A 24599-nucleotide genomic window follows, 5' to 3' on the forward strand; every position below is an offset into this window, starting at 1 on the left:
CAGCCCTCTGGGTTTTTTTCTTTGGGTTTTTGTGGGGGGTCCCCCCCCCACCCCCCCCACCCTCCGGGGCGCGGCGCGGCCCCCCTCCGGCAGCCCCCCGACATGTCCGGCGTCCTCCATGTCGTGCGGAGGACTTGACCCACTGTGACCTGTGCCGCCGACTCCACGGGAGGGATCTTCGGCGTTGTCACCCTGATAGGCGAAACGGGGCGCCGGAACGGCCCGGAAGCCGTCCCGATCGCCCCTGAATCGCCTCTGAACCGCGCCTTGTTCGGGCTTGTCGCGCCCGCGCGGCGGACAGGTCCTAGATGTGTCCGGCACCCGCCCCCGCGGCGTCCGCGTTGACACCGCGCTTGGTGAGCAGCGCGACGAACACGGCCACCACGGCGACCCCGGCGGCCACGAGGCACGCCAGGCTCATCCCGGAGATGAACGTGTCGTGGGCGACGCCCGTGATCCTCTCGGCGATCGCGGCCGGCGTGCCCTTCGGCACCGGTGCCACACCGCCCTGCACCGCCTCCGAGGCCTGGTCGAGCTGGGCCGGGGTGAGCGGCGGGAGCTTGGCGTCGGCCCAGTTGCCCGCGAGGTCGTTGTCGACCTTGGAGGCCATCACGGCGCCGAGCACCGCCGTACCGAGGCTGCCGCCGATCTGCATGGCCGCCTGCTGGAGGCCGCCGGCGACTCCGGAGAGCTCCATCGGCGCGTTGCCCACGATGACCTCGGTGGCGCCGACCATGACCGGCGCGAGGCCGAGGCCGAGGCCCGCGAACCAGATCGACATGACCAGGCTGCTGGTGCCGGTGTCCAGCGTGGACATCCCGAACATGGAGACCGCGGTGAGCGCCATGCCGCCGGCCAGCGGGATGCGCGGGCCCACCTTGGTGATGAGGGCGCCGGCCAGCGGCGAGCCCACGATCATCATTCCGGTCAGCGGCAGCAGGTGCAGGCCCGCGTCGACGGGGCTCATGCCGTGCACGTTCTGGAGATAGAAGGTGACGAAGAACAGTCCGCCGAGGAAGGCGATGGCCATCAGGACCATCAGCACCACACCGGCCGACAGCGGCAGGGAGCGGAAGAGCGCGAGCGGGATGAGCGGCTCCTTGACCTTCGTCTCCCATACGGCGAAGAGCGCGAAGGCGAGCACCGACGCGGCCAGGAACGTCCACGTCAGTCCGTCGCCCCAGCCCCAGGCCGGGGCCTTGATGAGCGCCCAGACCAGACAGAACATGGCGGCGGACAGCAGCGCGATGCCGAGGAGGTCGAAGGAGCGCGGGGCGTTGGCGGCGCGGTGGTCGGTGAGGATGAGCACGCCCATCACCAGCGCCAGGACGCCGACCGGGATGTTGATGAAGAAGACGGACTGCCAGCTGACGTGCTGGACCAGCAGGCCGCCGAGGATCGGGCCGCCCGCGGTGGAGGCGCCGATGACCATGCCCCAGATGCCGATCGCCATGTTGAGCTTCTCGGCGGGGAAGGTGGCCCGCAGCAGACCGAGCGCGGCCGGCATCAGGAGCGCGCCGAACAGACCCTGGAACACCCGGAAGGTGACCACCAGGGCGATGCTGTCGGACAGTCCGATGGCCCCCGAGGCCGCGGCGAAGCCGGTCACGCCGATGAGGAACGTCTGGCGGTGTCCGAACCGGTCACCGATCTTGCCCGCGGTGATCAGGGTGACCGCGAGGGCGAGGAAGTACCCGTTGGTGATCCACTGGACGTCGCCGAAGCTCGCGCCCAGGTCCGCCTTGATGGTCGGGTTGGCGATCGCCACGATGGTGCCGTCGAGGGCGACCATCATCACGCCGACCGCGACGGTTATCAGGGTGAACCACGGATGGCCGCGCAGTCCCTTGGCCGGGGCCGGCCCCGGGGTGGCGGCCGGGGCCTTGTCGGCCGGGCCCGTCGCGTCGACGGTGGTCTGACTAGTCATGCTTTCGAGGCTAGTGACAGTCGCTGACAGTTGACAATTGAAATCACAAGTCGGTAACTGTCACGTTACTCGGCCGTACGCTGAGCTCGGCGGAAGGCGGAAGAGGTCCCCATGAACACAGCGTCACGACCGGGGCTGCGCGAGCGCAAGAAGCAGCGCACCCGGGATGCGCTGCTTCGCGCCGCCCTGGAACTCTTCACGACCAAGGGGTACGAGCAGACGACCGTCGACGAGATCGCCGAGGCCGTCGACGTCTCGCAGCGCACGTTCTTCCGCTATTTCGCGGGCAAGGAGGAGGCGGCCTTCGCCGTCCAGGACATGACGGAGGCGCACTTCGTCCAGGCCCTGCGCGAACGCCCACCGCACGAGGCACCGCTCGAGGCCCTGCGCCGGGCCGTACTGGAGGGCTGGGACACCATCGGCGAGGCGATCGAGGAGGTCGTCCCGATCGAGCTGTACATGCGCGCCTTCCAGATGATCGAGTCGACGCCCGTGCTGCTCGCCGCGTATCTGCGCCGTTCCGCCGATGTGGAGGGCGAGCTCGCCCGGCTGATCGCGGCGCGGGAGGGGCTCGACGTGGACACGGACCCGCGCCCGCGCGTCGCGGTGGCCGCGTTCGGCGGGGTGATGCGGGTGACGGGCCGGCAGTGGGGCGCCGGGGAGGATTTCAGCGTCGAGGCGATCCGCGAGCTGACCGCCGCCTACCTCGACCATCTGGGGCCGGCACTGGCCGAGAAGTGGCGCCCGGAGGGCTGAACCGGGCCGGCCCGTCCCCGGCAACACGGGATACGGAGAGTGAGATTCGCAGCGTCGGGCGAAGCCACCCCACACGGTGACTTCCGCCTCACGCACCGTCACGCATCCCGCACAGCAAGGGTGGGTTTATGGGTATAGAGCGTTACCATTTACCTTAAATTGAGCCCCCTGTGACCCAATTACCCCAACAGAAACGTGATCCGCCTCACTCGGTTAACGCGAGACACTTTCGTTCTTCTAGTGTGTCCTCTCAGTGACTTCCTTCGACTCCTCCCCCCCACTGAACGTCTGGCGCGCACTGCTCGCGCTGGCCGTGGTGTTCGTGATGCTGGCGACCACCGGCTGGACCGCCCTGCACAGCCACGGGGAGGACACGCCCCTCGATGCCTCCCTCTCGAAGTGGGAGCACGGGACCATGGGCGGACACCGGCTGCCGGACCCCGACTCCGCGCCGTCTCGTCTCGCCCGCTTCTTCGCCACGCTCGACGCCCACCAGCGCTCGAGTCTCGTCCACCGCTATCCGCTCGCGGTCGGCAACATGAACGGCGCCCCGCTGAAGCTGCGCTACCAGGCGAACCGCATCGCGCTCGGCGAGCAGCGCAAGGTCGAGCTCGCACGCATGCACGACAACGGCCTCTCGTCCGCCGGACAGGCCCAGGCGGGCCGCCGTATGCACCGCTACGAAGCCCTGATGCGCACCAAGCGGCAGATCCTGGCCTTCGACCCCGAGGGCTCGGGCCGGGTCGCGGAGGTCTACGGCGATCTGAGCAAGGCCGAGCGGGTCTCGGTGGTCGTACCGGGCGTCGACAGCGACCTGTTGACCTTTCAGCGCACCTACCGCGCGTACTCGGCGCCGGTCGGCATGGCGCGTGCCCTGTACAAGGCCGAGCGGACGGCGAGTCCGGGGACCCGTACCGCCGTGATCGCCTGGGCCGACTACACGGCGCCCAGCGGGCTCGGCATCGACTCGGCCACGGCCATGCGCGCCGTGGACGGCGCGGTCCGGCTGAACGCGCTGGTGCGCGCGCTGCCGGGCCGGGCACCGATCGCGCTGTACTGCCACAGCTACGGCTCCGTGGTGTGCGGGGTCGCCGCTGACGACCTGCCGGAGCGGGTCTCCGACATCGCGGTCGCGGGCAGCCCCGGCATGCGGGCCGCCAACGCCGCGCATCTGCACACCTCGGCCCGGGTCTGGGCCATGCGGGACGCCACCGACTGGATCCAGGACGTACCGCATCTGGAGGTCGGCGGGCTCGGGCACGGCGCCGACCCGGTGTCCTCCGGGTTCGGGGCACGGGTCCTGTCGGCGGACGGTGCGAGCGGACACGCGGGATATTTCGAACCGGGCACCGAGAGCCTGCTCAACTTCGCCGAGATCGGAGTTGGCGCATACCGCGCGGTGCACTGCGCCCACAAGGACGACACATGCCGGAAGGGTTTGTCCGCCGGCACGGCGGCCGGACGCGCGTAGAGAACGAAAGAACCGCGGTCTGCTCAGGGAGGCGACGGAGGGACGCGTGCCGCATACGATGAGCCGCATGGGTGACGTACTGGCCGGATTTCATGCCGCCTGGGAGTTCGAGTCCGACTCCGTGCTCATCCGCTTCGAGCGGGGGATCCGCACGCCCAAGCTCTTCCAGGCGCTCGGCGAACGCCGGGTTCCCCTGGAGGCGATCGCGGCGGTGACCCTGACTCAGGGGAAGCGGGGGACGGTCGTGCTGCACGCGCTGCCGCGACCGGGCGCCGATCCGCTGATGGAGGCGGCAGCGGGACAGCTCAAGGAAGGGTGCGACCCCTACCGGCTGGTGCTGCCGGCCGAGCGCGAGACCCTCGCCGAGTACTACGCGGACGAGCTGCGCAGCCGGCTCTCCGCGGACGGCTCGCCCGCCGAGCGGTATCTCGTGGCGCCGCCCGAGGCGCCCCAGCAGTTCAAGGCGTACGACGCGAAGGCGTCCTTCGACGGCAAGCGGGTGTCCTTCCGCTGGTTCTGGACCGGGGCCTCCTCCGCCAAGTGGAAGGCCGGCGACCAGAGTTTCCCGGTCGCCGGACTCAGCGGGGTCGAGTGGCGCTCCCCCGAGGTCTTCGAGGGCCATCTGCGGCTGCTGCACCGCGAGCCGGCCGCGCCGCAGCCCGCCCAGGCCGACCAGGATCCCGCGGCCGTCGTCTTCGGGCTCGGCTACGGCCCGGTCCACGAGTCGCTGCCGTTCGCCGCGTCGGTGCTGGCCGCCGTCCGCGCCGCCGGCCCGCCGGCCGTGGTCTCCGCATCCGCACCGCGCCGCGACCCCGCCGACATCGCCGACCGCATCCGCCACCTCGGCGAGCTGCACAAGGCGGGCCTGGTGACGGACGACGAGTTCGCGATGAAGAAGGCGGAGCTGCTGGCGGAGCTCTGAGGCTCCGCCGGCAACTCCCCCGGCAACCGGGCCGAGCGCTCAAGCCGCGGCGCGAGGCGTCGGGGGCCGCGCACCGGCCGGGCGGCGCGGCTCCTGGTGCCCCTGCCCGACGGTGGGGCTACTCCCGGCCCGCCGAGGAGAACCTCATGTCCGCGTACCGGTCGCCCGCCACCTGGCCGGCGATGGGCTCAAGGAGCGCCAGCTCGTCGTCGGTGAGGACGATGCGGGTGGCCGCGGTGTTCTCCTCGGCGCGGGTGCGCTTGCGGGTGCCCGGGATCGGGACGACGGCGAGACCGTGCACGGCGGCCCGCTGCTGCACCCAGGCCAGCGCGATCTGCCCGAGCGAGGCGCCGTGGGCGGCGGCGACGGTGCGCACCGGCTCCAGGAGCGCCGCGTTGACGGCCGCGTTGTCACCTGTGAAGCGCGGCTGCTGGCGCCGGAAGTCGTCCGCCGTCAGGTCCTTGTCGGCGTTCGCGAAGGAGCCCGTGAGGAAGCCCCGGCCGAGCGGCGAGTACGGGACGAGGCCCACCCCGAGCTCCTTGGCCGCCGGCACCACACCGGTCTCGATGTCCCGGCTGAAGAGCGACCACTCCGACTGCAGGGCCGCGATCGGGTGCACGGCCTGTGCGGCCCGCAGCTCGCCCGCGGTGACCTCGCTGAGCCCCAGGTGCTTGACCTTGCCCTCGCGCACCAGGTCCGCCATGACGCCGACGGTGTCCTCGATCGGGATGTTCACATCGCGCCGGTGCATGTAGTAGAGGTCGATCACGTCGACGTCCAGGCGCTTGAGGCTCGCCTCGACGGCCTGGCGGATGTACGGCGCGTCGTTGCGGATGACCCGCTTCGTCGGGTCCTCCGGCGGGATCGACAGGGCGAACTTCGTGGCGATGACGAGCTCGTCGCGGTGCGCCTTGAAGAACGGCGACAGGAACTCCTCGTTGTCGCCGTTGCCGTAGGCGTCCGCGGTGTCGTACAGCGTGACGCCGAGCTCCAGCGCGCGCTCCAGGGTGGCCCGGGCCTCGCCGGCGTCCGTCGGGCCGTACGCGAAGCTCATGCCCATGCAGCCGAGGCCCTGTACGCCGACCTCCGGGCCTCCGGTGCCGAGCTCCGCCGTCGCGATCCTGCTGTCCGTCATCGGGACCCCTCCGACGCCGGGGCACGCCCGGCGTCCGCATAGAAAGTGATCTTGTGGTCGAGCACGGCGAGCGTGTCCTGGAGCTCGGCGATCCGGGCCCGGACGTCCCGGCGGGTCGCCTCCAGCAGCTCGAACCGCTCGCCGTAGGTGTGATCGCCCTCGCGCACCAGCTCCGCGTACCGCACCATGTCGGCGACCGGCATGCCGGTGAGCCGCAGCTTGCCGACGAGGTTGAGCCAGTCCAGGTCGCGGTTGCTGTAGCGGCGCTGGCCGGTGTGCGAGCGGTCGATGTGGGACATCAGCCCGATCCGCTCGTACCAGCGCAGGGTGTGCGCGGTCAGGCCGGTGAAGGCGACGACCTCGCTGATCGTGTAGTTGTCCCGGCCGTCCGGGCGCGGATGCCGCTGTGGCGCCGCGGCGCAGACGTCCGTCCTGGTGCCGGTCTCGGCGTCCGTGGCCGTGGTCTCCATCACCGTCATGACCACCACGCTAAAACCTTGGAGTGCACTCCAAGCAAGCGGAATCGGCCGAAATTCCGACGACATCACGAGGTCGGGGTGGTTACGGTGCGGATCATGAGCCTCGTACGCCGTGCCGTGCCCGCCGACGCGGGGGAATTGCTGCGCCTGCGCCAGGTGATGATCGACTCGATGTCCGGGCAGGACACCTCCGCCGAATGGCACACGCAGTCCTTGCCGACGGTACGCCGCAGACTCGCCGATCCGGACGGCGGCTTCGTCGCGTTCGTCGTCGACCATCCGCAGCGGCCGGGCGCGCTCGCGGCCCTGGTCGCCGGGACGGTCGAGTACCGGATCGGACGCGCGGGCAACCCGCACGGCGCGGTCGGGTACGTGTTCAGCGTCGCCACCGATCCGGACGCGCGGCGCCGCGGCTACGCCCGCGCGTGCATGGAGGAACTGCTCGGCTGGTTCCGCGAGCAGGGCGTCGCACAGGTCGACCTGAACGCGTCCGCCGAGGCCGAGCCGCTGTATGCCTCGCTCGGCTTCGTCCGCAAGCCGGACCCCTCGATGCGGCTGAGCCTGCGTGCCACTTAGGCTCATACGCATGTCCCTGCAGAGCCTGGCGTTGATCGACAACTGGCCCGTACCCACGGCCGCCGCGGCCGTCGTCCGCGCGGACGGCACCGTGCTGGGGGCCCACGGCCCCGGCGGGCAGCGGTTCCCGCTCGCCTCCGTCACCAAGCCGCTCGCCGCGTACGCCGTCCTCGTCGCGTACGAGGAGGGGGCGGTGGAGCTCGACGAGCCGGCCGGGCCCACCGGTTCGACCGTCCGTCATCTCCTCGCGCACACCTCCGGGCTCGCCTTCGACGAGCACCGGGTGACGTCCGCGCCCGGGGAACGGCGGCTGTACTCCAACGCCGGGTTCGAGGTCCTCGGGGACCATGTCGCCAAGGCGACGGAGATCCCCTTCGGGGAGTATCTGCGGCAGGCGGTGCTCGAACCGCTGGGCATGTCCTCGACCGTCCTCGACGGGTCGCCCGCCAGGGACGGGGTGTCCAGCGTGGACGACCTCGTGCGGTTCGCGGCGGAGGTGCAGGCGCCTCGGCTGCTCGATCCGCGGACGGTCGCCGAGGCCATGACCGTCCAGTTCCCCGGTACGAAGGGGGTGCTGCCGGGGTACGGCCACCAGAACCCCAACGACTGGGGGCTCGGCTTCGAGATCCGCGACTCCAAGTCGCCGCACTGGACCGGGGGTTCGTCCTCGCCGCGGACCTTCGGGCACTTCGGTCAGTCGGGTACGTTCCTGTGGGTCGACCCCGTGGCCGGCGTCGCGTGCGTCGCCCTCACGGACCGGGCGTTCGGGCCCTGGGCCGCGGAGGCGTGGCCCGTTCTCACGGACTCGGTGCTGGCGGAGCTGAGAAATAGCCCCTCCGGCGTTTGAGGAGCGGGGTCCGGGGCGGAGCCCCAGGTCGGGACGGGCAGGGGCGTCACGTCTCGGTCGTCATCTCCCACAGGAGGAGTTCGGCCGGGGAACCCGCTATGGCTTCGAGGTCCTTCGCCTCGGTGATGCGGGCCGCGTCGCCGGTCTCCAGTTCCTCGCCGTCGAGGCGGACCTCACCGCGCACGACGTGGACGTACACGAAGGCCGCGTCGGGGATCGCGGTGCGTTCGCCCGCGGTCAGCCGGCGCACGTGGAGCATCGCGCCGGCCTCCGGGACGGCGTACGGCGTGGAGTCCGCGATGCCGTGCACGACCTCGTGGAGGGGATCGCCGCCGGGCTCCAGCGGGGCGAGCCACATCTGCACGAACACGAGCGGCTCCACGCCGTCGTTCCGCTCGACGTGGCGGACCCCGGACGCGGCGCTGAGGCGCTGGACGTCACCGGCACGGACCAGCGTCTCGTGGCCCGTGGAGTCACGGTGGGTGAGCTCGCCCTCGATGACCCAGGTGACGATCTCGGTGTGGCTGTGCGGGTGTTCGTCGAAACCGGCGCCGGGCGCGAGCCGTTCCTCGTTGCACGCGATGACCGCGCCGAAGCGGAGGTTGTCGGGGTCGTAGTGCGGGCCGAAGGAGAAGGCGTGCAGGGATTCGATCCCGGCCGCCGGGTCCCCTCCGCGGTAGCGCTCGTCGGCGCGCCGTACGTCCATCACGGACCCACCGTAGCCCCGTGGGCGCGGGGCTCCGGGACCCGGCGCGGCACGGTCCCGTCCGGATAAGGCAGTCTTGTCCCGTGCCCGAACCCGAAGCCAGCAACACCGCATCCCACGCGCACGACCTCCACGCGCACTCCGCGACCCTGAAGCGACTGGAGAAGTCGGCCGGAAGCCTCTCCGCGCAGGCCATCACGCGCATGGACGAGACGCTGCCGTGGTACCGGGCCATGCCACCGGAGAACCGGTCGTGGATCGGGCTGGTGGCCCAGGCGGGCATCGCCGCGTTCACCGAGTGGTTCCGGCACCCCGACGCGCCCCAGGCGATCTCCACCGATGTCTTCGGCACCGCTCCCCGCGAGCTGACCCGGGCGATCACCCTGCGGCAGACCGTCGAGATGGTGCGGACGACCATCGAGGTCATGGAGAGCGCGATCGACGAGGTCGCGGCACCGGGAGACGAATCCGTTCTGCGCGAGGCCCTGCTCGTGTACGCCCGCGAGATCGCCTTCGCCACCGCCCAGGTGTATGCCCAGGCGGCGGAGGCACGGGGTGCCTGGGACGCCCGGCTGGAGTCGCTCGTGGTGAACGCCGTGCTCTCCGGCGAGGCCGACGAGGGCGCCGTCAGCCGGGCCGCGGCCCTCGGCTGGAATGCGCCGGAGCATGTCTGCGTGGTGCTCGGTACGGCCCCCGACGGGGACAGCGAGCTGACGGTGGAGGCGATCCGCCGGGCCGCCCGGCACGCCAAGCTCCAGGTCCTCACCGGCGTACTCGGTGACCGGCTCGTCGTCATCGCCGGCGGCAGCGACAATCCGCTCGCCGTCGCCAAGTCGCTGATCGGGCCGTATGCCGCCGGAGCGGTCGTCGCCGGGCCGATCGTGCCCGATCTGCTCGCCGCGACCCGGTCCGCGCAGGCCGCCGCGGCCGGCCTGAAGGCGTGTTTCGCCTGGCAGGACGCTCCCCGCCCGGTTCTGGCGGACGATCTGCTGCCGGAGCGCGCGATCGCCGGAGACCCGTCCGCGCGCGAGCAGTTGGTGGAGGAGATCTACAGACCGCTGGAGGAGGCCGGGTCCGCGCTCCTGGAGACCCTGAGCGTGTATCTGGAACAGGCGAGCAGTCTCGAAGGCGCGGCCCGGATGCTCTTCGTCCACCCGAACACCGTGCGCTACCGGCTCCGACGTGTGACAGACGTCACCGGCTGGTCACCCTCGGATGTACGCTCCGCCTTCACGCTGCGGATCGCGCTGATCCTGGGGCGTCTGGCCGATGGGGATCCCCAGGCCTAGGCTTTTGTCGGGGGTCTACAATTCCCCCTCCTGTTCTTCGTCCCTGTCCCCACGGGCGGTCGTGGCCGTCCACAAGAGAGAGTGTGAGAGTGCTCGTACTCGTCGCTCCCGGCCAGGGCGCTCAGACGCCCGGCTTCCTGACTCCTTGGCTCGACCTCCCCGGTGCCGCCGACCGCGTCGCCGCGTGGTCGGACGCCATCGGGCTCGACCTTGCCCACTACGGCACGCAGGCCGACGCGGACGCGATCCGCGACACGGCGGTCGCCCAGCCCCTCCTGGTCGCGGCCGGACTGCTGTCCGCGACCGCGCTCGGCGAGGTGGCACCCGGTGCCGTCGCCGGCCACAGCGTCGGTGAGATCACCGCCGCCACGTTCGCCGGTGTGCTCGCCGAGACGGACGCGCTGCGTCTGGTGCGCGGGCGGGGCCTGGCGATGGCCGAGGCCGCCGCCGTCACGCAGACCGGTATGTCGGCGCTGCTCGGCGGGGACCCCGCGACGACCGTGCCGCACCTGGAGAAGCTCGGCCTGACCCCGGCGAACGTCAACGGCGCGGGCCAGATCGTGGCCGCCGGTACCCTGGAGGAGCTGGCCGCCCTGGAGGCGGACAAGCCCGAGGGCGTACGCCGTGTCGTGCCCCTGAAGGTCGCCGGCGCGTTCCACACCCGGCACATGGCTCCCGCCGTCGAGGCGCTGGCCAAGGCAGCCGAGGAGCTGACGCCCGGTGACCCGAGGGTCACGTACGTCTCGAACAAGGATGGACAGGCCGTCGCCACCGGTGCCGATGTCCTGGCGCGTCTCGTGGGCCAGGTCGCCAACCCGGTCCGCTGGGACCTGTGCATGGAGACCTTCAAGGAGCTCGGCGTGACCGCGCTGGTCGAGGTGTGCCCCGGCGGCACCCTGACCGGTCTGGCCAAGCGGGCGCTGCCCGGCGTCAAGACGCTGGCGCTGAAGACCCCCGACGACCTCGGCGCGGCTCGCGAGCTCATCGCCGAGCACAGCGCGGCATAAGGAGCTCGGACAGCATGTCGAAGATCAAGGCAAGGAAGGGCGCCCCGTACGCGCGCATCCTGGGCGTGGGCGGCTACCGCCCGGTCCGGGTCGTGCCGAACGAGGTGATCCTCGAGCGGATCGACTCGTCCGACGAGTGGATCCGCTCGCGCTCCGGCATCGAGACCCGCCACTGGGCGAACGACGAGGAGACCGTCGCCGCGATGTCCATCGAGGCGTCCGGAAAGGCCATCGCGGACGCCGGGATCTCCGCCGAGCAGATCGGCGCCGTGGTGGTCTCCACCGTGTCGCACTTCAGCCAGACCCCGGCCATCGCCACCGAGATCGCCGGCAAGCTCGGCACCAACAAGGCCGCGGCCTTCGACATCTCGGCGGGCTGCGCGGGCTTCGGCTACGGCCTCACCCTCGCCAAGGGCATCATCGTCGAGGGTTCGGCCGAGTACGTGCTGGTCATCGGCGTGGAGCGGCTGTCCGACCTGACCGACCTGGAGGACCGCGCGACGGCCTTCCTGTTCGGTGACGGCGCGGGCGCGGTCGTGGTGGGCCCGTCCGACGAGCCGCACATCGGCCCGACCGTCTGGGGTTCCGAGGGCGACAAGGCCGGCACCATCAAGCAGACCGTCCCCTGGGACCGTTTCCGGATCGGCGACGTCTCCCAGCTGCCCCTGGACTCCAAGGGCGAGATCAAGTTTCCCGCCATCACGCAGGAGGGCCAGGCGGTGTTCCGCTGGGCCGTCTTCGAGATGGCGAAGGTCGCGAAGGAGGCGCTGGACGCCGCCGGACTGACCGCGAACGACTTGGACGTCTTCATTCCCCACCAGGCCAACGAGCGGATCATCGACTCGATGGTGAAGACTCTGAAACTGCCGGAGCACGTCACGGTCGCCCGTGACGTGCGCACCACCGGCAACACCTCGGCCGCCTCGATTCCGCTCGCTATGGAGCGGCTTCTGGCGACCGGTGAGGCGAAGAGCGGCGACACCGCGCTCGTCATCGGCTTCGGGGCGGGTCTCGTGTACGCCGCCACGGTCGTTACCCTCCCCTAGGCACACCGTCCGGATCATCTCCGGCCGGAGTACCGCCACACCCTCTGGATACATACCGAAGGAGCGCCTGACATGGCCGCCACTCAGGAAGAGATCGTCGAAGGTCTCGCCGAGATCGTGAACGAGATCGCCGGGATCCCCACCGAGGACGTCCAGCTGGACAAGTCCTTCACCGACGACCTGGACGTCGACTCGCTGTCCATGGTCGAGGTCGTCGTCGCCGCCGAAGAGCGCTTCGACGTCAAGATCCCCGACGACGACGTCAAGAACCTCAAGACCGTCGGCGACGCGACCTCCTACATCCTCAAGCACCAGGCCTGATCGCCCCCGATCACCTGGGCTGACTGCCCCGCCACCCGGCGGTGGCGCCGCTGAATCCTCGTATCGTTGGAGAAAGAATTCCCGTGAGCCCGACCAATCGCACCGTGGTCGTCACCGGTATCGGCGCAACCACACCGCTGGGTGGCGACGCAGCCTCGACCTGGGAGGGCCTGGTCGCCGGTCGTTCCGGCGTCGGTCCCCTGGAGCAGGAGTGGGCCGCCGACCAGGCGGTCCGTATCGCTGCGCAGATCGCCGTGGAACCGGGCGAGGTCATCCCCCGCCCCCAGGCCCGCCGCCTCGACCGCTCGGCGCAGTTCGCGCTGATCGCGGCCAAGGAGGCCTGGGCCGACGCAGGCTTCACCGACAAGGCCGGTGAGGACCCGAGCATCGACCCCGACCGGCTCGGCGCGGTCATCGCCTCCGGCATCGGCGGCGTGACCACCCTGCTCGACCAGTACGACGTACTCAAGGAGAAGGGCGTACGCCGCGTCTCCCCGCACACCGTGCCGATGCTGATGCCCAACGGCCCGTCCGCCAATGTGGGCCTCGCCGTGGGCGCCCGCGCCGGTGTGCACACCCCGGTCTCCGCCTGCGCGTCGGGCGCCGAGGCCATCGGCTATGCGATCGAGATGATCCGTACCGGCCGCGCCGACGTCGTCGTCGCCGGTGGCACCGAGGCGGCCATCCACCCGCTGCCCATCGCCGCGTTCGGCAACATGATGGCGATGTCCAAGAACAACGACGACCCGCAGGGTGCCTCGCGCCCCTACGACGTCGCACGCGACGGCTTCGTCCTCGGCGAGGGCGCCGGCGTGATCGTCCTGGAATCCGCCGAGCACGCCGCCAAGCGTGGCGCGCGGGTGTATGCCGAGGCGGTCGGCCAGGGCATCTCCGCCGACAGTCACGACATCGTGCAGCCGGAGCCCGAGGGCCGCGGCATCTCGCACGCCCTGCAGAACCTGCTCGACAACACCGATCTGAACCCGGCCGAGATCGTGCACGTCAATGCGCACGCCACCTCGACCCCGGCCGGTGACGTGGCCGAACTGAAGGCGCTGCGCAAGGTGTTCGGCGACGACGCCGACCACATGGCGGTCTCCGCGACCAAGTCGATGACCGGCCACCTGCTCGGCGGCGCCGGCGGTATCGAGTCCGTCGCGTGCGTCCTCGCCCTGTACCACCGGGTCGCGCCGCCGACCATCAACGTGGACAACCTCGACCCCGAGGCCGAGGCGGCTGCCGACATCGTGCGCGGCGAGGCGCGGAAGCTTCCTGTCGAGGGCCGCATCGCCGCGCTGAACGACTCGTTCGGCTTCGGCGGCCACAACGTGGTGCTGGCGTTCCGGAGCGTCTAGATCCGGACGTACGCGGTCGAGTTCCGGCCGTAACCGCGATACGCGCACGAAGGGCCCCCGCCATCAGGCGGGGGCCCTTCGGCTGTCTTTGACGGCGTGTCAGACGACCTGGTGGAGCCAGCGGACGGGGGCGCCCTCGCCGGCGTAGCGGAAGGGCTCCAGCTCGTCGTCCCAGGGCTTGCCCAGCAGTTTGGCGAGTTCGGCTTCCAGGTCGGTCTCACCGTGCTGGGAGCGGACCAGCGCGGCGCGCAGCCGGTCCTCGGGGATCAGGATGTCGCCGTGAATGCCGGTGACGGCGTGGAAGATGCCCAGGTCAGGAGTGCAGCTGTAGCGCTCGCCCTCGGCGGTGGGGCAGGGCTCGGCGGTGACTTCGAAGCGCAGCAGATGCCAGCCGCGCAGCGCCGAGGCGAGCTGGGAGGCGGTGCCCGCCTCGCCCTTGAAGGAGAACTCGGAGCGCCAGGTGCCCGGCGCGGCCGGCTGCCGGATCCAGTCGAGGCTGACGCGCGTACCGAGTACGCCCGCGACTGCCCACTCGACGTGCGGGCACAGCGCGCGCGGCGCGGAGTGCACGTACAGAACTCCACGTGTCGTCACCGGGACCTCCGGGCAGAGCGGGACATCTTGTAACTTAGCGGAACGGCAGTGGCAGGGCAGCCACGGGGCGAGGCTACCGTGCGGCGGCGCAAGGAGTGTGACGTACCGTCGGTCCCAGCGCGGAGAAACACCGAGGTTTCACCCGGCGGGACGCGTGCAGGACCCCCGGCCGGGGTCCTGCGGGGCGACCCGGCCACTCATGGGGACGCGGTGATGACCGAGCGTGTACGACGAACGAGGGGAACTGGGGATGCGGAAGCGGAGCCACCGTTCACGGACCGTCCTCGCCATCGCGGCGGCGACCGTCCTGGGCCTCGCGGGGTGCGATGCCTCCGGTGGCAACGCTGCGGCCCCCCGGGACGCCGCCGCCAAGGCGCGCCCGTCCCCGAAGCCGACGCCCGCCTGGGACCGCAGCCCGCAGTCACTGGTCGCGGTGGGCGACTCCATCACCCGCGGGTTCGACGCGTGCGCGGTGCTGTCCGACTGCCCGGAGGTCTCGTGGGCGACCGGCAGCGACGCGCAGGTCGACAGCCTCGCGGTGCGGCTGCTCGGGGCGAGCGGGGCCGCCGAGCGCAGTTGGAACTACGCGGTGACCGGCGCGCGGATGGCGGACCTGCCGGCCCAGATGACACAGGCGGTGAGCCGGGAGCCGGATCTGGTGACGGTGATGGTGGGCGCCAACGACGCCTGCCGCTCCACCGTTTCGGCGATGACCTCCGTGACGGCCTTCCGCACCGGGTTCGAGGAGGCGATGGACACGCTGCGCGAGTCCCTGCCCAAGACCCAGGTGTATGTGTCGAGCGTGCCGGATCTGAAGCGGCTGTGGTCGCAGGGCCGCACCAACGCCCTGGGCAAGCAGGTGTGGAAGCTGGGCATCTGCCCCTCGATGCTGGGTGACCCGGACGTCCTGACCTCGGCGGCGACGCTGCGGCGCGCCAAGGTGCAGAACCGCGTGGAGGCGTACAACAAGGTCCTGGAGGAGGTCTGCGCCAAGGACCGTCGGTGCCGCTTCGACGGGGGCGCGGTCTTCGACTACCGCTTCGGTACGGAGCAGTTGAGTCACTGGGACTGGTTCCACCCGAGCCGCAACGGCCAGGCTCGGCTCGCCGAGATCGCGTACCGGATGGTGACGGCCAAGAAGCCGGCCGCGTGAACGGCGGCGTGCGCGCGCGGCTCCCGGGCCGGTGCGCCGCGTAGGGTCTCGATCATGCGCAGCGAACTCTTCGGCAGCCTCCCCGACGGCACCCCGGTCCACCGCTGGACGCTGGAACGTTCCGGCGTACGGGTGCGGGTGCTGACGTACGGCGGGATCGTGCAGTCGGTCGAGATCCCGCAGCGATGGGGGTCCGCGGGTCCGAGCGACACCGTGGACGCGGGCACCGTGGGCGTGGTGCTGGGCTGCCCGGACCTGGCGGGCTATCTCGCGCATCCGGAGCCGTACTTCGGCGCGCTGGTCGGGCGGTACGCGAACCGGATCGGGGGCGGCCGCTTCCCGCTGGACGGCCGCACGTACCACCTGGCGCAGAACAACGGGGCCAACTCCCTGCACGGTGGCGAGCGCGGCTTCGACAAGCGGGTGTGGGACGCGGAGCCGGTCGAGCACGGGGTGCGCCTGACCCGGGTGAGCCCGCACGGCGAGGAGGGCTTCCCGGGCCGCCTCCGGGTCACCGCGACCTACACGCTGGACGCGGGCGGCGCGCTGCGGATCGCGTACGAGGCGGTGACGGACGCGCCGACGGTGGTGAACCTGACGAACCACACGTACTGGAACCTCGGCGGTTCCGGGAACGCGGGCGGGCACGAACTGCGGATCGCCGCGGCGCGGCTGACCCCGGTGGACGTGGAGCAGATCCCGACCGGGGGGTTCGACGAGGTGGCGGGCACGCGCTTCGACTTCCGGACGGCGCGCAAGGTCGGTGCCGGCTACGACCACAACTTCGTGCTCGACAAGGGGGTGACGGCGAGCCCCGTCGAGGTCGCCGAGCTGTCCGACCCCGCGTCCGGGCGGGTGCTGTCCGTGGCGACCACCGAGCCCGGCCTCCAGCTGTACACCGCCGATCACCTCGACGAGACGGGCCCCTTCGCCCCCGGCGACGGCATCGCGCTGGAGACGCAGCACTTCCCCGACTCCCCGAACCGGCCGGAGTTCCCGAGCACGGAGCTGCGGCCGGGCGCGGTGTACAGGTCGCAGACGGTGTACGCCCTCTCCGTACGGGGCTTCGCGGTCTAGGAACTCCCCGGTGCGGCCCGGGACTTGCGTCAGGCGTCCTCGCGCCGCGCGGCCCAGGACGGACGTGGCTCCCGGGAAACCGAGCCCCGGCCCGGTTGTCAGGTTCCGGGCCGGGGCTGTCACGAGAGCGTGTGCCGGTTACGCCTCGATGATCGTGCGCAGCCTGCCGTCGGCAAGGGAACGGCCTGCCTGAACCTCGTACGAACCCTTCACATACGTCCACGACTTGGCCGTCTCGTCCCAGACCTCGAAGGCGCGGCGCGGCAGTTCGACGACGGCCTCGACGCTCTCGCCCGGAGCGGCCTCGACGCCCGCGAAGCCGGCGAGACCACGGGCCGGGCGTTCGGTGCCGGCCTCGGTGGGCGCCAGATAGACCTGGACGACCTCGCGTCCGGCGCGCGCACCGGAGTTGCGCAGGCGGACCGTGACCGTCGTACCGCTGACCTCGATGGACTCGTACGTCCAGTCGGTGTAGCCGAGGCCGTGCCCGAAGGGGTACGAGGGAGTCCTGCCCTGCTGCTGCCAGGCGCGGTAGCCGATGAACACGCCTTCCGTGTAGGCGAGTTCGCCGTCGGTCGGGGCTACTTCGGTGACCGGGGCGTCCGCCAGGGAGCCCCAGGTCGTGGGCAGGCGGCCGCCCGGCTCGTGGGCGCCGGTGAGGACGTCGGCGAGAGCCGCGCCGCCCTCCTGGCCGGGGAACCAGCTCAGCAGGACCGCGGCGACCTCGTCGCGCCACGGGAGTTCCACCGGGGAGCCGGAGTTGACGACCACCAAGGTCCTGGGGTTCGCGGCGGCGACCGCGCGGACCAAGTCGTCCTGACGGCCGGGGAGTTCGAGGCCGCGGCGGTCGAAGCCCTCGGACTCGACGCGGTCGGTGGTGGCGACCACGACGACGGCGGTGTCGGCCGCGCGGGCGGCCTCGACGGCCTCGGCGATCAGTTCGTCGGGGTCGCGCCGCGGCTCCTGGTGGGCGAGCGAAAAGCCGACGACCTTCAGCGGAGCACCCGCGGGGAACTCGACCAGGTGGCGCAGCGACACCTCGTACGTCTCACCGGCCGTGAGGTCCACCCGGGCGCGCTCGACGGGGGCGCCGAAGAACGAGACGAACGGGTCGTCCTTCTCGACGCGTTCCACGTCGTCGTAGCGGACCTCGCCGTCGACCGAGAGCGTGAACGCGCCGAGGCCCTTGATGCCGAAGGTGTGCGGGCCGCTCTCGCGCGGGGTGAAGGTGCCGGTCAGTTCGACGCTGTGCAGGGTGTCGTGGGTGACGCCAGCGGGGAGGTCGGAGCCCATCCACTGGATCTGGCCGTTGGGCGCGGTGGTGGTTCCGATGACCGTGCCGCGCGCGTCGCGGCAGACCGCGCGCAGCTCGAACCCCTTGTCGGCGACGGCGAGTTCCTCGTTCGGGTCGGCTCCCACGGCGTACGTCAACCGGCCCTCGGGGAGGGCGGCGGTGAGGCCGTCGAGGGGCGAGACGACCCGGGCGGGGAAGACGGTGGCGGAGCCGCCGCCGAGGACGCGGGCGTCGCGGGCGGCGGCGCCGATGAGGGCGACCGTGTGCCCCTCGGGCAGGGGCAGCGCGCCCTCGTTGCGCACGAGGACGAAGGAGCGGCGGGCGATCTCGCGGGCCAGCGCCTCGCCGTCGACGGGGGCGGGCGGGTCGGTGACGACCGGCTCGGCGCCCTCCAGGATGCCGACGCGGGCGGCGAGGCGCAGGACCCGGCGTACGGCGTCGTCGACCACGGACTCCTCGACCCGGCCGTCCCGTACGGCCTGCGCGAGCGGCTCGCCGTAGACGGTCCGGGGGCCGGGCATCGCGACGTCCAGGCCGCCCTCGATCGCGGCGGTGGTGGAGCGGGCGGCCATCCAGTCGGAGACGTTGAAGCCGTCGAAGCCCCATTCGCCGCGCAGGACCTCGTTCACGAGGTGGTGGTGCTCGGTCATCGTGGTGCCGTTGACCGTGTTGTACGCGGTCATGATGCCCCAGGGGCGGGCGCCTTCGACGATGGCCTCGAAGGGGGCCAGGTAGAGCTCGCGCAGGGCGCGTGCGGAGACCAGGTTGTTCACGGTGAAGCGGTCGGTCTCGGCGTCGTTGGCGACGAAGTGCTTGACGGTGGTGCCGACGCCACCGGACTGGACCCCGTCGACGTAGCCCGTGCCGATCCGGCCGGTCAGGAACGGGTCCTCGCTGTACGCCTCGAAGTGCCGGCCGCCGAGCGGGGAGCGGTGCAGGTTGACGGTGGGCGCGAGGAGGACGTGGACTCCCTTGCGGCGGGCCTCCTGGGCGAGGAGGACGCCGGCGCGGCGGGCGAGGGCCGGGTCCCAGGTGGCGGCGAGCGCGGTCGGGGACGGCAGGGCGACCGAGGGGTCGTCGGAGGTCCAGCGGACGCCACGGACGCCGATCGGGCCGTCGGACATGACCAGGGACTCCAGTCCGATCCCGGGGAGCGCGGGCAGGGTCCACATGTCCTGCCCGGACAGCAGGCGCGCCTTGTCGTCCAGGCCGAGCCGGCCGAGGGCCGCCTCGACGACCGCCTCGCGGGCCCGGTCCGCGGCGCCGGTACCGCCGGCCGCGTTTCCGGTCGCGCTCCCGGCCTGCGTCTCCGCTGTCTCCGCTGTCTCCGCTGTCTCCGCCACGGCGGCACCTCCTCGTTGAAGTCCAGGGACGGCATCCATCCTGCACCCGTTCACCTGTTGAGCGGTAGGTTTTGTTATCCCGGCGTTACATTTGGGAGGGGCGGGTGTCGTACGGTGACGCCATGACGATCAGGACCAGGAGCGAGGAGCGGCGCGCGGAGATCGTGCGGGCGGCCCTGGAGGTGATCGCCGAGCGCGGCTACCGGGGCGCGAGTCTGGCGGCGGTCGCCGAGCGGGTGGGCCTGACCCAGCAGGGGCTGCTGCACCACTTCCCGACCAAGGAAGCGCTGCTGGTCGCCGTCCTCAAGGAACGCGACCAGTGGGACGCGGTGCCGGGCAGCCGCTGGCGGCTCGATCTGCTGGGCTCACTCGTGGAGTACAACGCCATGCGGCCCGGGATCGTGCAGACCTTCTCCGCGCTGCTCGGGGAGAGCGTCACGGAGGGCCACCCGGCGCGTGAGTTCTTCACGCGGCGCTATGGCTCGGTACGCGCGAGCATGGCGGCCGTACTGCGGGCCGAGTACGGGGAGCGGCTGCCGAGCGGGCTCTCGCCGGAGCGTGCCGCTCCGCTGCTCGTGGCGGTGATGGACGGGCTCCAGTACCAGTGGCTGCTGGATCCCGAGTCGGTGGACATGCCCGGCGCGTTCCGGGACTTCCTCACGCTGCTGGGCGAACAGCCGGGCCCGGACGAGGACTGAACTTCCCCCGCCCGGGCCCGGAAGAGGCTCGGATGAGGCCGGGGATCAGGGGCGGGGATCAGGCCGGGGATCAGGCCGGGGATCAGGCCGGGGATCAGGCCGGGGATCAGGCCTGAGGTGCCGGCGCAGTCGGAGGCCACGACCTCGATCTCGACTCCTCGGGCCCGGATCTCCGCCGGGCTCGGATCTCCGGCGGGATCGGTTGTCCGGCGGGCATGCTTGCCCGCGGTCCCGGATCTCCGCCGGGCTCGGTTGTCCGCGGTCCCGGATCTCTGCGGTCCCCGATCTCCGCCGGGCTCGGTTGTCGTGGGCCGGGGTCAGGCCGAGCGGCGGATGTGGGCGGCGGCCTTCGCGATGTCCTCGTGGGCCACGGCCGGGTCGGCGGCGGCGCTCCGGTACTGCTCCCGTACCGCCTCCATGACCGGGAGCCGGGCGGACCGGGTCGCCAGGTCGGCGTCCTTCACGGCGAGCGAGGTGTCGAAGTGCACGCCCTCCGCGAAGGCGCGGTGGACGGCGCCACCGAGCGGGCCGTTCGCCAGCGTGGTGCGCGCGGTGTCCTCGTCGATGCCGAGGGCGTCCGCGAGGGCCATCGCCTCCGCGACGAGGGCGACCCCACCGACCACGGCGGTGTTGACGACGACCTTGAGCGCGGCGCCGGAGCCGAGCGGGCCGGTGCGGGTGACCTTGCCGAAGCGGGCCAGCACATGTTCGACGCCGGCCACGTCACCGCCCGCCAGGATGCCGAGCTCGCCGGCCGCGGCCTTGTCCGTGCTGCCCGCCACGGGCGCGTCCACGAGTGTCACGCCGTCCTTGAGCCGGGTGGCGAGCTCCTTGACCGCGTCCGGGCCGACGGTCGACATCTCCACCCAGGTGGTGCCCGGGCGCAGCTCCCCGACGATGGCGTCCGCGACTGCGGCGACGGCGGCCGGGTCGGCCAGCATCGTGATCACCACGTCCGCGTCCCGCACCGCCTCGGCCGGGGAGGCGGCGAGCGTGGCGCCCTCGGCGACCAGCTGTTCCGCCTTCGCGGGCGTACGGTTCCAGACCGTCAACGGATGCGCTGTGCCGATGAGTTGGCGGGCCATCGCAGCACCCATGTGTCCGAGTCCGAGGAAGGCGATCTTCTCTGTACCGGGCTTGCCCGACCGTGCCGCGTCGATCTTTTCCATACCGTCGACGCTAAGTCCGCCGTGGGAATGCGGCAAGCGAATGTCTAGCATCGGAGCCATGCAGGGTTCGCATGACAATCCGACGAACGGCACGACAGCACCTCCGGACGGCGCGGCTGCGCTCCTGGGTCGCGCGGCTGGGGCAGCGGGCGCTGGGGGTGGCGCGACACGGGGTGCGCGTGGCGGAGGGGTGGCCGGGGGCTCGGCCGCCGGGGGCGTGCCCGACCTCGCGACCGCGTGGCTGCGGGTGTTCCTGGACGTCGCCCGGCACGGCTCGTTCACCGTGGCCGCGCGGACGCTCGGCTGGACCCAGTCGGCGGTGTCGCGGCAGATCGCCTCGCTGGAGTCGGCCCTCGGCGGGGCCCCGCTCTTCGACCGGCTGCCCCGGGGCGTACGGCTGACGGAGGCGGGCCGGGTTCTCGTGCCGCACGCCGAGGCGGTCGTCGAGCGGCTGAGCGGCGCGCACCGGGAACTGGCCGCCCTGCGCCAGGCGACGGGCGGCCAGTTGCGCGTCGGGGCCTTCGCGACCGCCGACGCGGCCCTCGTACCGCGGGCGATCTCCGCGTTCCGCGACCGTCATCCCGGCGTCCGGCTCACCCGCGAGGAGGGGCTCACCCCGGCCCTCCTGAAGCGGCTGGCCGCCGACCACCTCGATCTGGCGATCGTCTCGACGACGAGCGGCGCACCGCTGGACGACTGCACCCTGCACCACCTGCTCGACGAATCCCTGTACGTGGCCGTACCGCTCGGCCATCCGCTGGCCGCCGAACCCTTCGTCCGGTTCCCCCAACTCGCCGACGCCGACTGGATATCCGGCGGCCTCCGCCCCGAGGGCACGCTGCTCGACGCGGTGCTGCGGCACGGTCTGCGGCCGCGCGTCGCGCATGTCGTCGCCGAGTGGACCGCCAAGCAGGGGTACGTCGCCGCCGGGCTCGGGGTGACCCTGGTCCCGACGCTCGCCGCCGACTCCGTACGACCGGACATCGCGCTGGTCCGGGTACTCGACGAGGGAGCGCCGGCGCGGGCGGTGTACGCGGCGACGCTGCGCGGGCGTGGCCTGACGCCGACGGCCCGGGCGTTCCTGGGGGCGCTGCGGGAGGCCGCCGCCAGGATCCCCACGTAGGGGCCCGTCACCGGTCCCGCGCAAGGAAGACGCGTTCCCCGCGCAAGGAAGACGCGTTCGCCGCGCAAGGAACACGTCCCCCGTCCGCACCACAGGTCACGCACCATGGCGTGTGTCCCGTCCGTCACGCGATACTTCGGCCGTCCGGCAGCACCCCACGGCGACGGAAGGCCCGAACTCCCTTGACTCACCTACGTGCTCGCATCGGCGTCCTCGGACTGGCCCTGGTGGCGGGCCTCGCGACCGCGCCCGCGGCGTCGGCGCGGCCGGCCGCCCCGGTCGCCGGGACCGCCACCGTGGAGGAACAGCGACTCGACAAGGCGGCGCCCCAGGAGATCCTGCGGCGCTCCGGATTCGACACCGTGGCACCCGAGTTCGCGCGGGCGCTCGGCTCGGCGCACTCGTACGCGCAGGCCGAGCGCGTCGTCGTACGCCAGGGTGCGCAGCTGTGGCGCCGGGCGGTGGACAGGGCGCAGGGCCGCGGCCCCGCGGGCGGTGACCTGAGCCGCGACGACGACCGTCCGCTGTACTGGGCGCGGCTCGGGATGACGCGGGAAGTACGCGCGTGGGAGCCGCGGTTCGGCCTCACGGACGGGCAGCGGAAGGCCCTGCTGACCGCACTGGAGGCGAACTCCCGCGGGCAGAACGCCATCGATTATCCGCACGACAAGAGCGTGAAGCGGATCCTGGTCACCGGCTTCGATCCCTTCACGCTGGACCGCGACGTGCGCATATCGAACCCGTCGGGGGCCACCGCGCTCGCCCTCGACGGCACGACGATCCGGACCGCGGACGGTCCCGCCCGCATCGAGACCGCGGTCTTCCCGGTCCGCTGGCAGGACTTCGCCGAGGGCACGGTGGAGCGGACGCTGCGTCCGCAGCTGGGGCGCGTGGACCTGTTCACGACGGTCAGCCAGGGCCGGGTCGGCCGGTTCGACGTGGAGCGGACCAACGGAGCCTGGCGGGGCGGCTTCCCCGACAACGAGAACCTGTCACGCACGGAGACCGTCCCGGTCGCCGATCCGGCCTCGCAGCCGCAGTGGACGTCGACAACCCTCCCGTACCAGGCGATCGTCGCCGCGCAGACGGGCCGCTTCCCGGTGTACGACCACACCTCCGTGACCGAGATCCCGGCGGGCGGCACGACCGCGGTGGTCCGCCCCGACGGCCCGACACCCGGGTCGACCGCGCGGGCCGGAGGCGGCGGGGACTACCTCTCCAACGAGATCGCCTACCGGGCCACGCTGCTGCGCGACCGGCTCGGTCTGCAGTCCTCGCTGCCGGGCGGGCATGTCCACACGCCGGTGCTGGAGTTCGGCACCGGCAACACGGATCCGGCGACCGGAGCGGTCACCGACCCGCAGTTCGTGCGGAACCGGCTGGACATCATCGCCCAGGTCCGGTCGATCCTGACGGTGGCGGTGAACGCCGCACTCGGGTCCGGTCGATCCTGACGGTGGCGGTGAACGCCGGTCAGTCGGCGGGCACTTCCTCCTGATCGTCCGCGCCGGCCCGCTCCCCGTCGGGTTCCCCCGTCTCCTCGCCGAGCAGGTCGCGGGCCATCAGCGTGGCGCCCGCGACCGCGCCGGGCATCAGGAAGACGGCGACGAACGGCACCAGGAAGGCGACGGCCAGCGGGGTGCCGAAACCCCAGACGAGGGTCTTGCGGGAGCGCAACAGGGTGAGGCGGTCGCGGAGTTCGACGCGGCGGCGTTGCAGCGCCACCGCCGTCAGCTCCTCCGTGAGGAAGAAGCCGGTGACGAAGAAGCCGATCACCGGTACGGCGGTCTGGCCGGCCACCGGGACGAAGCCGAGGGCGAAGAGCAGGACGCCCCACAGGGCGGCCCGGACGAGGACGCGGAGGCTGTCCCGCGCCGAGATCCACAGCTCCCGCCAGAGGGGGAGGCCCGATTCGGGGGCCGTGCCGTCCGGGGAGACGTCCCGGTCGACCTTCTCCGAGAGGGACTCGTAGAAGGGCTGGCCGACGAGGAGGGTGACCGCGGTGAAGGTGACCACGGAGAGGAGGAGGGCGAGGGCGAAGAGGACGACGGTCAGCAGGCCGCGGAAGAGGCCCTGCCAGGGGCTGGTCCAGTGGTCGGCGAAGGGGGTCGCCCAGGCTGTGAAGTCCTGGCCGTAGAGGGCCAGGGCGACGAGTGCCGCCGCGTACAGGACCAGGGTGATCAGGCCCGGGAGCAGGCCGAAGCCGTACTGCTTTCCGTGGCGGACCACCCATCGCTGGCCCTGCATCAAGTAGCCGAAGCCCGCCCCAAGATCGCGCATGGGCTGCACTTTACCGGGGTGTCCGGGGGCG

Annotated in this window: 23 protein-coding genes and 2 pseudogenes; 15 read left to right on the top strand and 10 right to left on the bottom strand. The window is 71.9% G+C overall.

The annotated features are described in order from the left end of the window. Nucleotides 1-304: 304 nt before the first annotated feature. The gene (locus tag ACFVYF_RS03525; protein WP_389450072.1) at nt 305-1927 is read right to left on the bottom strand and encodes an MFS transporter; all 1623 of its coding nucleotides are present in this window, start codon (nt 1925-1927) and stop codon (nt 305-307) included. A 111-nt stretch (nt 1928-2038) separates the two neighbouring features. Here ACFVYF_RS03525 and ACFVYF_RS03530 point away from each other — a divergent pair, with 111 nt between their 5' ends. The 3 genes from ACFVYF_RS03530 to ACFVYF_RS03540 all read left to right on the top strand — a co-directional run bounded on the left by ACFVYF_RS03530 (nt 2039) and on the right by ACFVYF_RS03540 (nt 5076). Next, nucleotides 2039-2683, top strand: a complete 645-nt coding sequence (locus ACFVYF_RS03530; RefSeq protein ID WP_389450075.1) for a TetR family transcriptional regulator — start codon at nt 2039-2041, stop codon at nt 2681-2683. 253 nt (nt 2684-2936) lie between these two features. Next, nucleotides 2937-4154, top strand: a complete 1218-nt coding sequence (locus tag ACFVYF_RS03535; protein ID WP_389450078.1) for an alpha/beta hydrolase — start codon at nt 2937-2939, stop codon at nt 4152-4154. 67 nt (nt 4155-4221) lie between these two features. Continuing rightward, on the top strand, nt 4222-5076 hold the full coding sequence (locus ACFVYF_RS03540; RefSeq protein WP_389450081.1) for a DUF4429 domain-containing protein: 855 nt from the start codon (nt 4222-4224) through the stop codon (nt 5074-5076). Between the two features lie 118 nt (nt 5077-5194). Here the strand turns inward: ACFVYF_RS03540 and ACFVYF_RS03545 are convergent, their stop codons facing one another. Together ACFVYF_RS03545 and ACFVYF_RS03550 are read right to left on the bottom strand one after the other, a co-directional pair. Further along, nucleotides 5195-6211 carry an aldo/keto reductase gene (locus tag ACFVYF_RS03545; RefSeq protein WP_389450084.1) on the bottom strand — a complete coding sequence of 339 codons (1017 nt, stop codon included), beginning with the start codon at nt 6209-6211 and terminating at the stop codon, nt 5195-5197. After that, nucleotides 6208-6690 carry a MerR family transcriptional regulator gene (locus ACFVYF_RS03550; RefSeq protein ID WP_389450087.1) on the bottom strand — a complete coding sequence of 161 codons (483 nt, stop codon included), beginning with the start codon at nt 6688-6690 and terminating at the stop codon, nt 6208-6210. Before ACFVYF_RS03550 ends, ACFVYF_RS03545 begins: the two co-directional genes overlap by 4 nt. A gap of 96 nt (nt 6691-6786) precedes the next feature. Between ACFVYF_RS03550 and ACFVYF_RS03555 the strand changes: the two genes are divergently transcribed. Both ACFVYF_RS03555 and ACFVYF_RS03560 read left to right on the top strand, forming a co-directional pair. After that, nucleotides 6787-7266: a GNAT family N-acetyltransferase gene (locus tag ACFVYF_RS03555; RefSeq protein WP_389450090.1), complete on the top strand. Its 480-nt coding sequence runs from the start codon at nt 6787-6789 to the stop codon at nt 7264-7266. A 10-nt stretch (nt 7267-7276) separates the two neighbouring features. After that, entirely contained in the window at nt 7277-8113 is an 837-nt protein-coding gene (locus ACFVYF_RS03560) for a serine hydrolase domain-containing protein (RefSeq protein WP_389450093.1), read from the top strand. Between the two features lie 46 nt (nt 8114-8159). Here ACFVYF_RS03560 and ACFVYF_RS03565 read toward each other — a convergent pair whose 3' ends face one another. Continuing rightward, complete coding sequence (locus tag ACFVYF_RS03565; protein WP_389450641.1) at nt 8160-8819, bottom strand: pirin family protein; 660 nt, start codon at nt 8817-8819, stop codon at nt 8160-8162. Nucleotides 8820-8902: 83 nt separating this feature from the next. Here ACFVYF_RS03565 and ACFVYF_RS03570 point away from each other — a divergent pair, with 83 nt between their 5' ends. From ACFVYF_RS03570 to fabF, 5 genes are all read left to right on the top strand, one after another. Then, nucleotides 8903-10108, top strand: coding sequence for a PucR family transcriptional regulator (locus ACFVYF_RS03570; protein ID WP_389450096.1), 1206 nt, complete (start codon nt 8903-8905; stop codon nt 10106-10108). An 89-nt stretch (nt 10109-10197) separates the two neighbouring features. Further along, nucleotides 10198-11115: an ACP S-malonyltransferase gene (locus ACFVYF_RS03575; RefSeq protein ID WP_389450099.1), complete on the top strand. Its 918-nt coding sequence runs from the start codon at nt 10198-10200 to the stop codon at nt 11113-11115. Between the two features lie 14 nt (nt 11116-11129). Next, nucleotides 11130-12161: a ketoacyl-ACP synthase III gene (locus ACFVYF_RS03580; RefSeq protein ID WP_389450101.1), complete on the top strand. Its 1032-nt coding sequence runs from the start codon at nt 11130-11132 to the stop codon at nt 12159-12161. A gap of 72 nt (nt 12162-12233) precedes the next feature. After that, nucleotides 12234-12482, top strand: coding sequence for an acyl carrier protein (locus ACFVYF_RS03585; protein WP_355788632.1), 249 nt, complete (start codon nt 12234-12236; stop codon nt 12480-12482). Between the two features lie 83 nt (nt 12483-12565). Next, the gene (gene fabF / locus ACFVYF_RS03590) at nt 12566-13837 is read left to right on the top strand and encodes a beta-ketoacyl-ACP synthase II (protein WP_389450104.1); all 1272 of its coding nucleotides are present in this window, start codon (nt 12566-12568) and stop codon (nt 13835-13837) included. Nucleotides 13838-13936: 99 nt separating this feature from the next. Here the strand turns inward: fabF and ACFVYF_RS03595 are convergent, their stop codons facing one another. Next, nucleotides 13937-14431, bottom strand: a complete 495-nt coding sequence (locus ACFVYF_RS03595) for a DUF3145 domain-containing protein (protein ID WP_389450107.1) — start codon at nt 14429-14431, stop codon at nt 13937-13939. Nucleotides 14432-14681: 250 nt separating this feature from the next. On the opposite strand from ACFVYF_RS03595, the gene ACFVYF_RS03600 reads away from it, so the two are divergent. Both ACFVYF_RS03600 and ACFVYF_RS03605 read left to right on the top strand, forming a co-directional pair. Then, nucleotides 14682-15584, top strand: coding sequence for an SGNH/GDSL hydrolase family protein (locus ACFVYF_RS03600; protein ID WP_389450110.1), 903 nt, complete (start codon nt 14682-14684; stop codon nt 15582-15584). 54 nt (nt 15585-15638) lie between these two features. Next, complete coding sequence (locus tag ACFVYF_RS03605) at nt 15639-16661, top strand: aldose epimerase family protein (protein ID WP_389450113.1); 1023 nt, start codon at nt 15639-15641, stop codon at nt 16659-16661. Between the two features lie 138 nt (nt 16662-16799). Here the strand turns inward: ACFVYF_RS03605 and ACFVYF_RS03610 are convergent, their stop codons facing one another. The 3 genes and pseudogenes from ACFVYF_RS03610 to ACFVYF_RS03620 form a co-directional block, all read right to left on the bottom strand. Next, nucleotides 16800-17207, bottom strand: coding sequence for a fibronectin type III-like domain-contianing protein (locus tag ACFVYF_RS03610; protein WP_389450644.1), 408 nt, complete (start codon nt 17205-17207; stop codon nt 16800-16802). Further along, nucleotides 17193-18404: pseudogene (locus ACFVYF_RS03615) on the bottom strand (glycoside hydrolase family 3 C-terminal domain-containing protein); the annotation flags it as partial. The gene ACFVYF_RS03610 and the pseudogene ACFVYF_RS03615, both read right to left, overlap by 15 nt. A gap of 24 nt (nt 18405-18428) precedes the next feature. Then, a pseudogene (locus ACFVYF_RS03620) lies at nt 18429-19337 on the bottom strand (glycoside hydrolase family 3 protein); the annotation flags it as partial. 65 nt (nt 19338-19402) lie between these two features. Here ACFVYF_RS03620 and ACFVYF_RS03625 point away from each other — a divergent pair. Beyond that, complete coding sequence (locus ACFVYF_RS03625) at nt 19403-19996, top strand: TetR/AcrR family transcriptional regulator (RefSeq protein ID WP_389450116.1); 594 nt, start codon at nt 19403-19405, stop codon at nt 19994-19996. Nucleotides 19997-20313: 317 nt separating this feature from the next. Here the strand turns inward: ACFVYF_RS03625 and ACFVYF_RS03630 are convergent, their stop codons facing one another. Then, nucleotides 20314-21165 carry an NAD(P)-dependent oxidoreductase gene (locus ACFVYF_RS03630; protein WP_389450118.1) on the bottom strand — a complete coding sequence of 284 codons (852 nt, stop codon included), beginning with the start codon at nt 21163-21165 and terminating at the stop codon, nt 20314-20316. A gap of 190 nt (nt 21166-21355) precedes the next feature. On the opposite strand from ACFVYF_RS03630, the gene ACFVYF_RS03635 reads away from it, so the two are divergent. Further along, nucleotides 21356-22288 (top strand): LysR family transcriptional regulator, encoded by a 933-nt coding sequence (locus ACFVYF_RS03635; RefSeq protein ID WP_389450121.1) that lies wholly within the window; start codon nt 21356-21358, stop codon nt 22286-22288. 182 nt (nt 22289-22470) lie between these two features. Beyond that, complete coding sequence (locus tag ACFVYF_RS03640) at nt 22471-23742, top strand: pyroglutamyl peptidase (RefSeq protein WP_389450124.1); 1272 nt, start codon at nt 22471-22473, stop codon at nt 23740-23742. A 19-nt stretch (nt 23743-23761) separates the two neighbouring features. Here the strand turns inward: ACFVYF_RS03640 and ACFVYF_RS03645 are convergent, their stop codons facing one another. Then, nucleotides 23762-24568: an EI24 domain-containing protein gene (locus tag ACFVYF_RS03645; protein ID WP_389450127.1), complete on the bottom strand. Its 807-nt coding sequence runs from the start codon at nt 24566-24568 to the stop codon at nt 23762-23764. Between the last annotated feature and the right edge of the window lie 31 nt (nt 24569-24599).

The organism is Streptomyces sp. NPDC058274 (genome assembly GCF_042881375.1).
In the GTDB taxonomy this organism is placed as follows: domain Bacteria; phylum Actinomycetota; class Actinomycetes; order Streptomycetales; family Streptomycetaceae; genus Streptomyces.

What these genes read in the sequence shown, in the direction of transcription:
- ACFVYF_RS03550 (WP_389450087.1), bottom strand. Translation starts at nt 6,690, where the DNA reads ATGACGGTGATGGAGACCACGGCCACGGACGCCGAGACCGGCACCAGG.
- ACFVYF_RS03565 (WP_389450641.1), bottom strand. Translation starts at nt 8,819, where the DNA reads ATGGACGTACGGCGCGCCGACGAGCGCTACCGCGGAGGGGACCCGGCG.
- ACFVYF_RS03600 (WP_389450110.1), top strand. Translation starts at nt 14,682, where the DNA reads ATGCGGAAGCGGAGCCACCGTTCACGGACCGTCCTCGCCATCGCGGCG.
- ACFVYF_RS03560 (WP_389450093.1), top strand. Translation starts at nt 7,277, where the DNA reads ATGTCCCTGCAGAGCCTGGCGTTGATCGACAACTGGCCCGTACCCACG.
- ACFVYF_RS03525 (WP_389450072.1), bottom strand. Translation starts at nt 1,927, where the DNA reads ATGACTAGTCAGACCACCGTCGACGCGACGGGCCCGGCCGACAAGGCC.
- ACFVYF_RS03605 (WP_389450113.1), top strand. Translation starts at nt 15,639, where the DNA reads ATGCGCAGCGAACTCTTCGGCAGCCTCCCCGACGGCACCCCGGTCCAC.
- ACFVYF_RS03540 (WP_389450081.1), top strand. Translation starts at nt 4,222, where the DNA reads ATGGGTGACGTACTGGCCGGATTTCATGCCGCCTGGGAGTTCGAGTCC.
- ACFVYF_RS03530 (WP_389450075.1), top strand. Translation starts at nt 2,039, where the DNA reads ATGAACACAGCGTCACGACCGGGGCTGCGCGAGCGCAAGAAGCAGCGC.
- ACFVYF_RS03580 (WP_389450101.1), top strand. Translation starts at nt 11,130, where the DNA reads ATGTCGAAGATCAAGGCAAGGAAGGGCGCCCCGTACGCGCGCATCCTG.
- ACFVYF_RS03645 (WP_389450127.1), bottom strand. Translation starts at nt 24,568, where the DNA reads ATGCGCGATCTTGGGGCGGGCTTCGGCTACTTGATGCAGGGCCAGCGA.
- ACFVYF_RS03555 (WP_389450090.1), top strand. Translation starts at nt 6,787, where the DNA reads ATGAGCCTCGTACGCCGTGCCGTGCCCGCCGACGCGGGGGAATTGCTG.
- ACFVYF_RS03585 (WP_355788632.1), top strand. Translation starts at nt 12,234, where the DNA reads ATGGCCGCCACTCAGGAAGAGATCGTCGAAGGTCTCGCCGAGATCGTG.
- ACFVYF_RS03630 (WP_389450118.1), bottom strand. Translation starts at nt 21,165, where the DNA reads ATGGAAAAGATCGACGCGGCACGGTCGGGCAAGCCCGGTACAGAGAAG.
- ACFVYF_RS03545 (WP_389450084.1), bottom strand. Translation starts at nt 6,211, where the DNA reads ATGACGGACAGCAGGATCGCGACGGCGGAGCTCGGCACCGGAGGCCCG.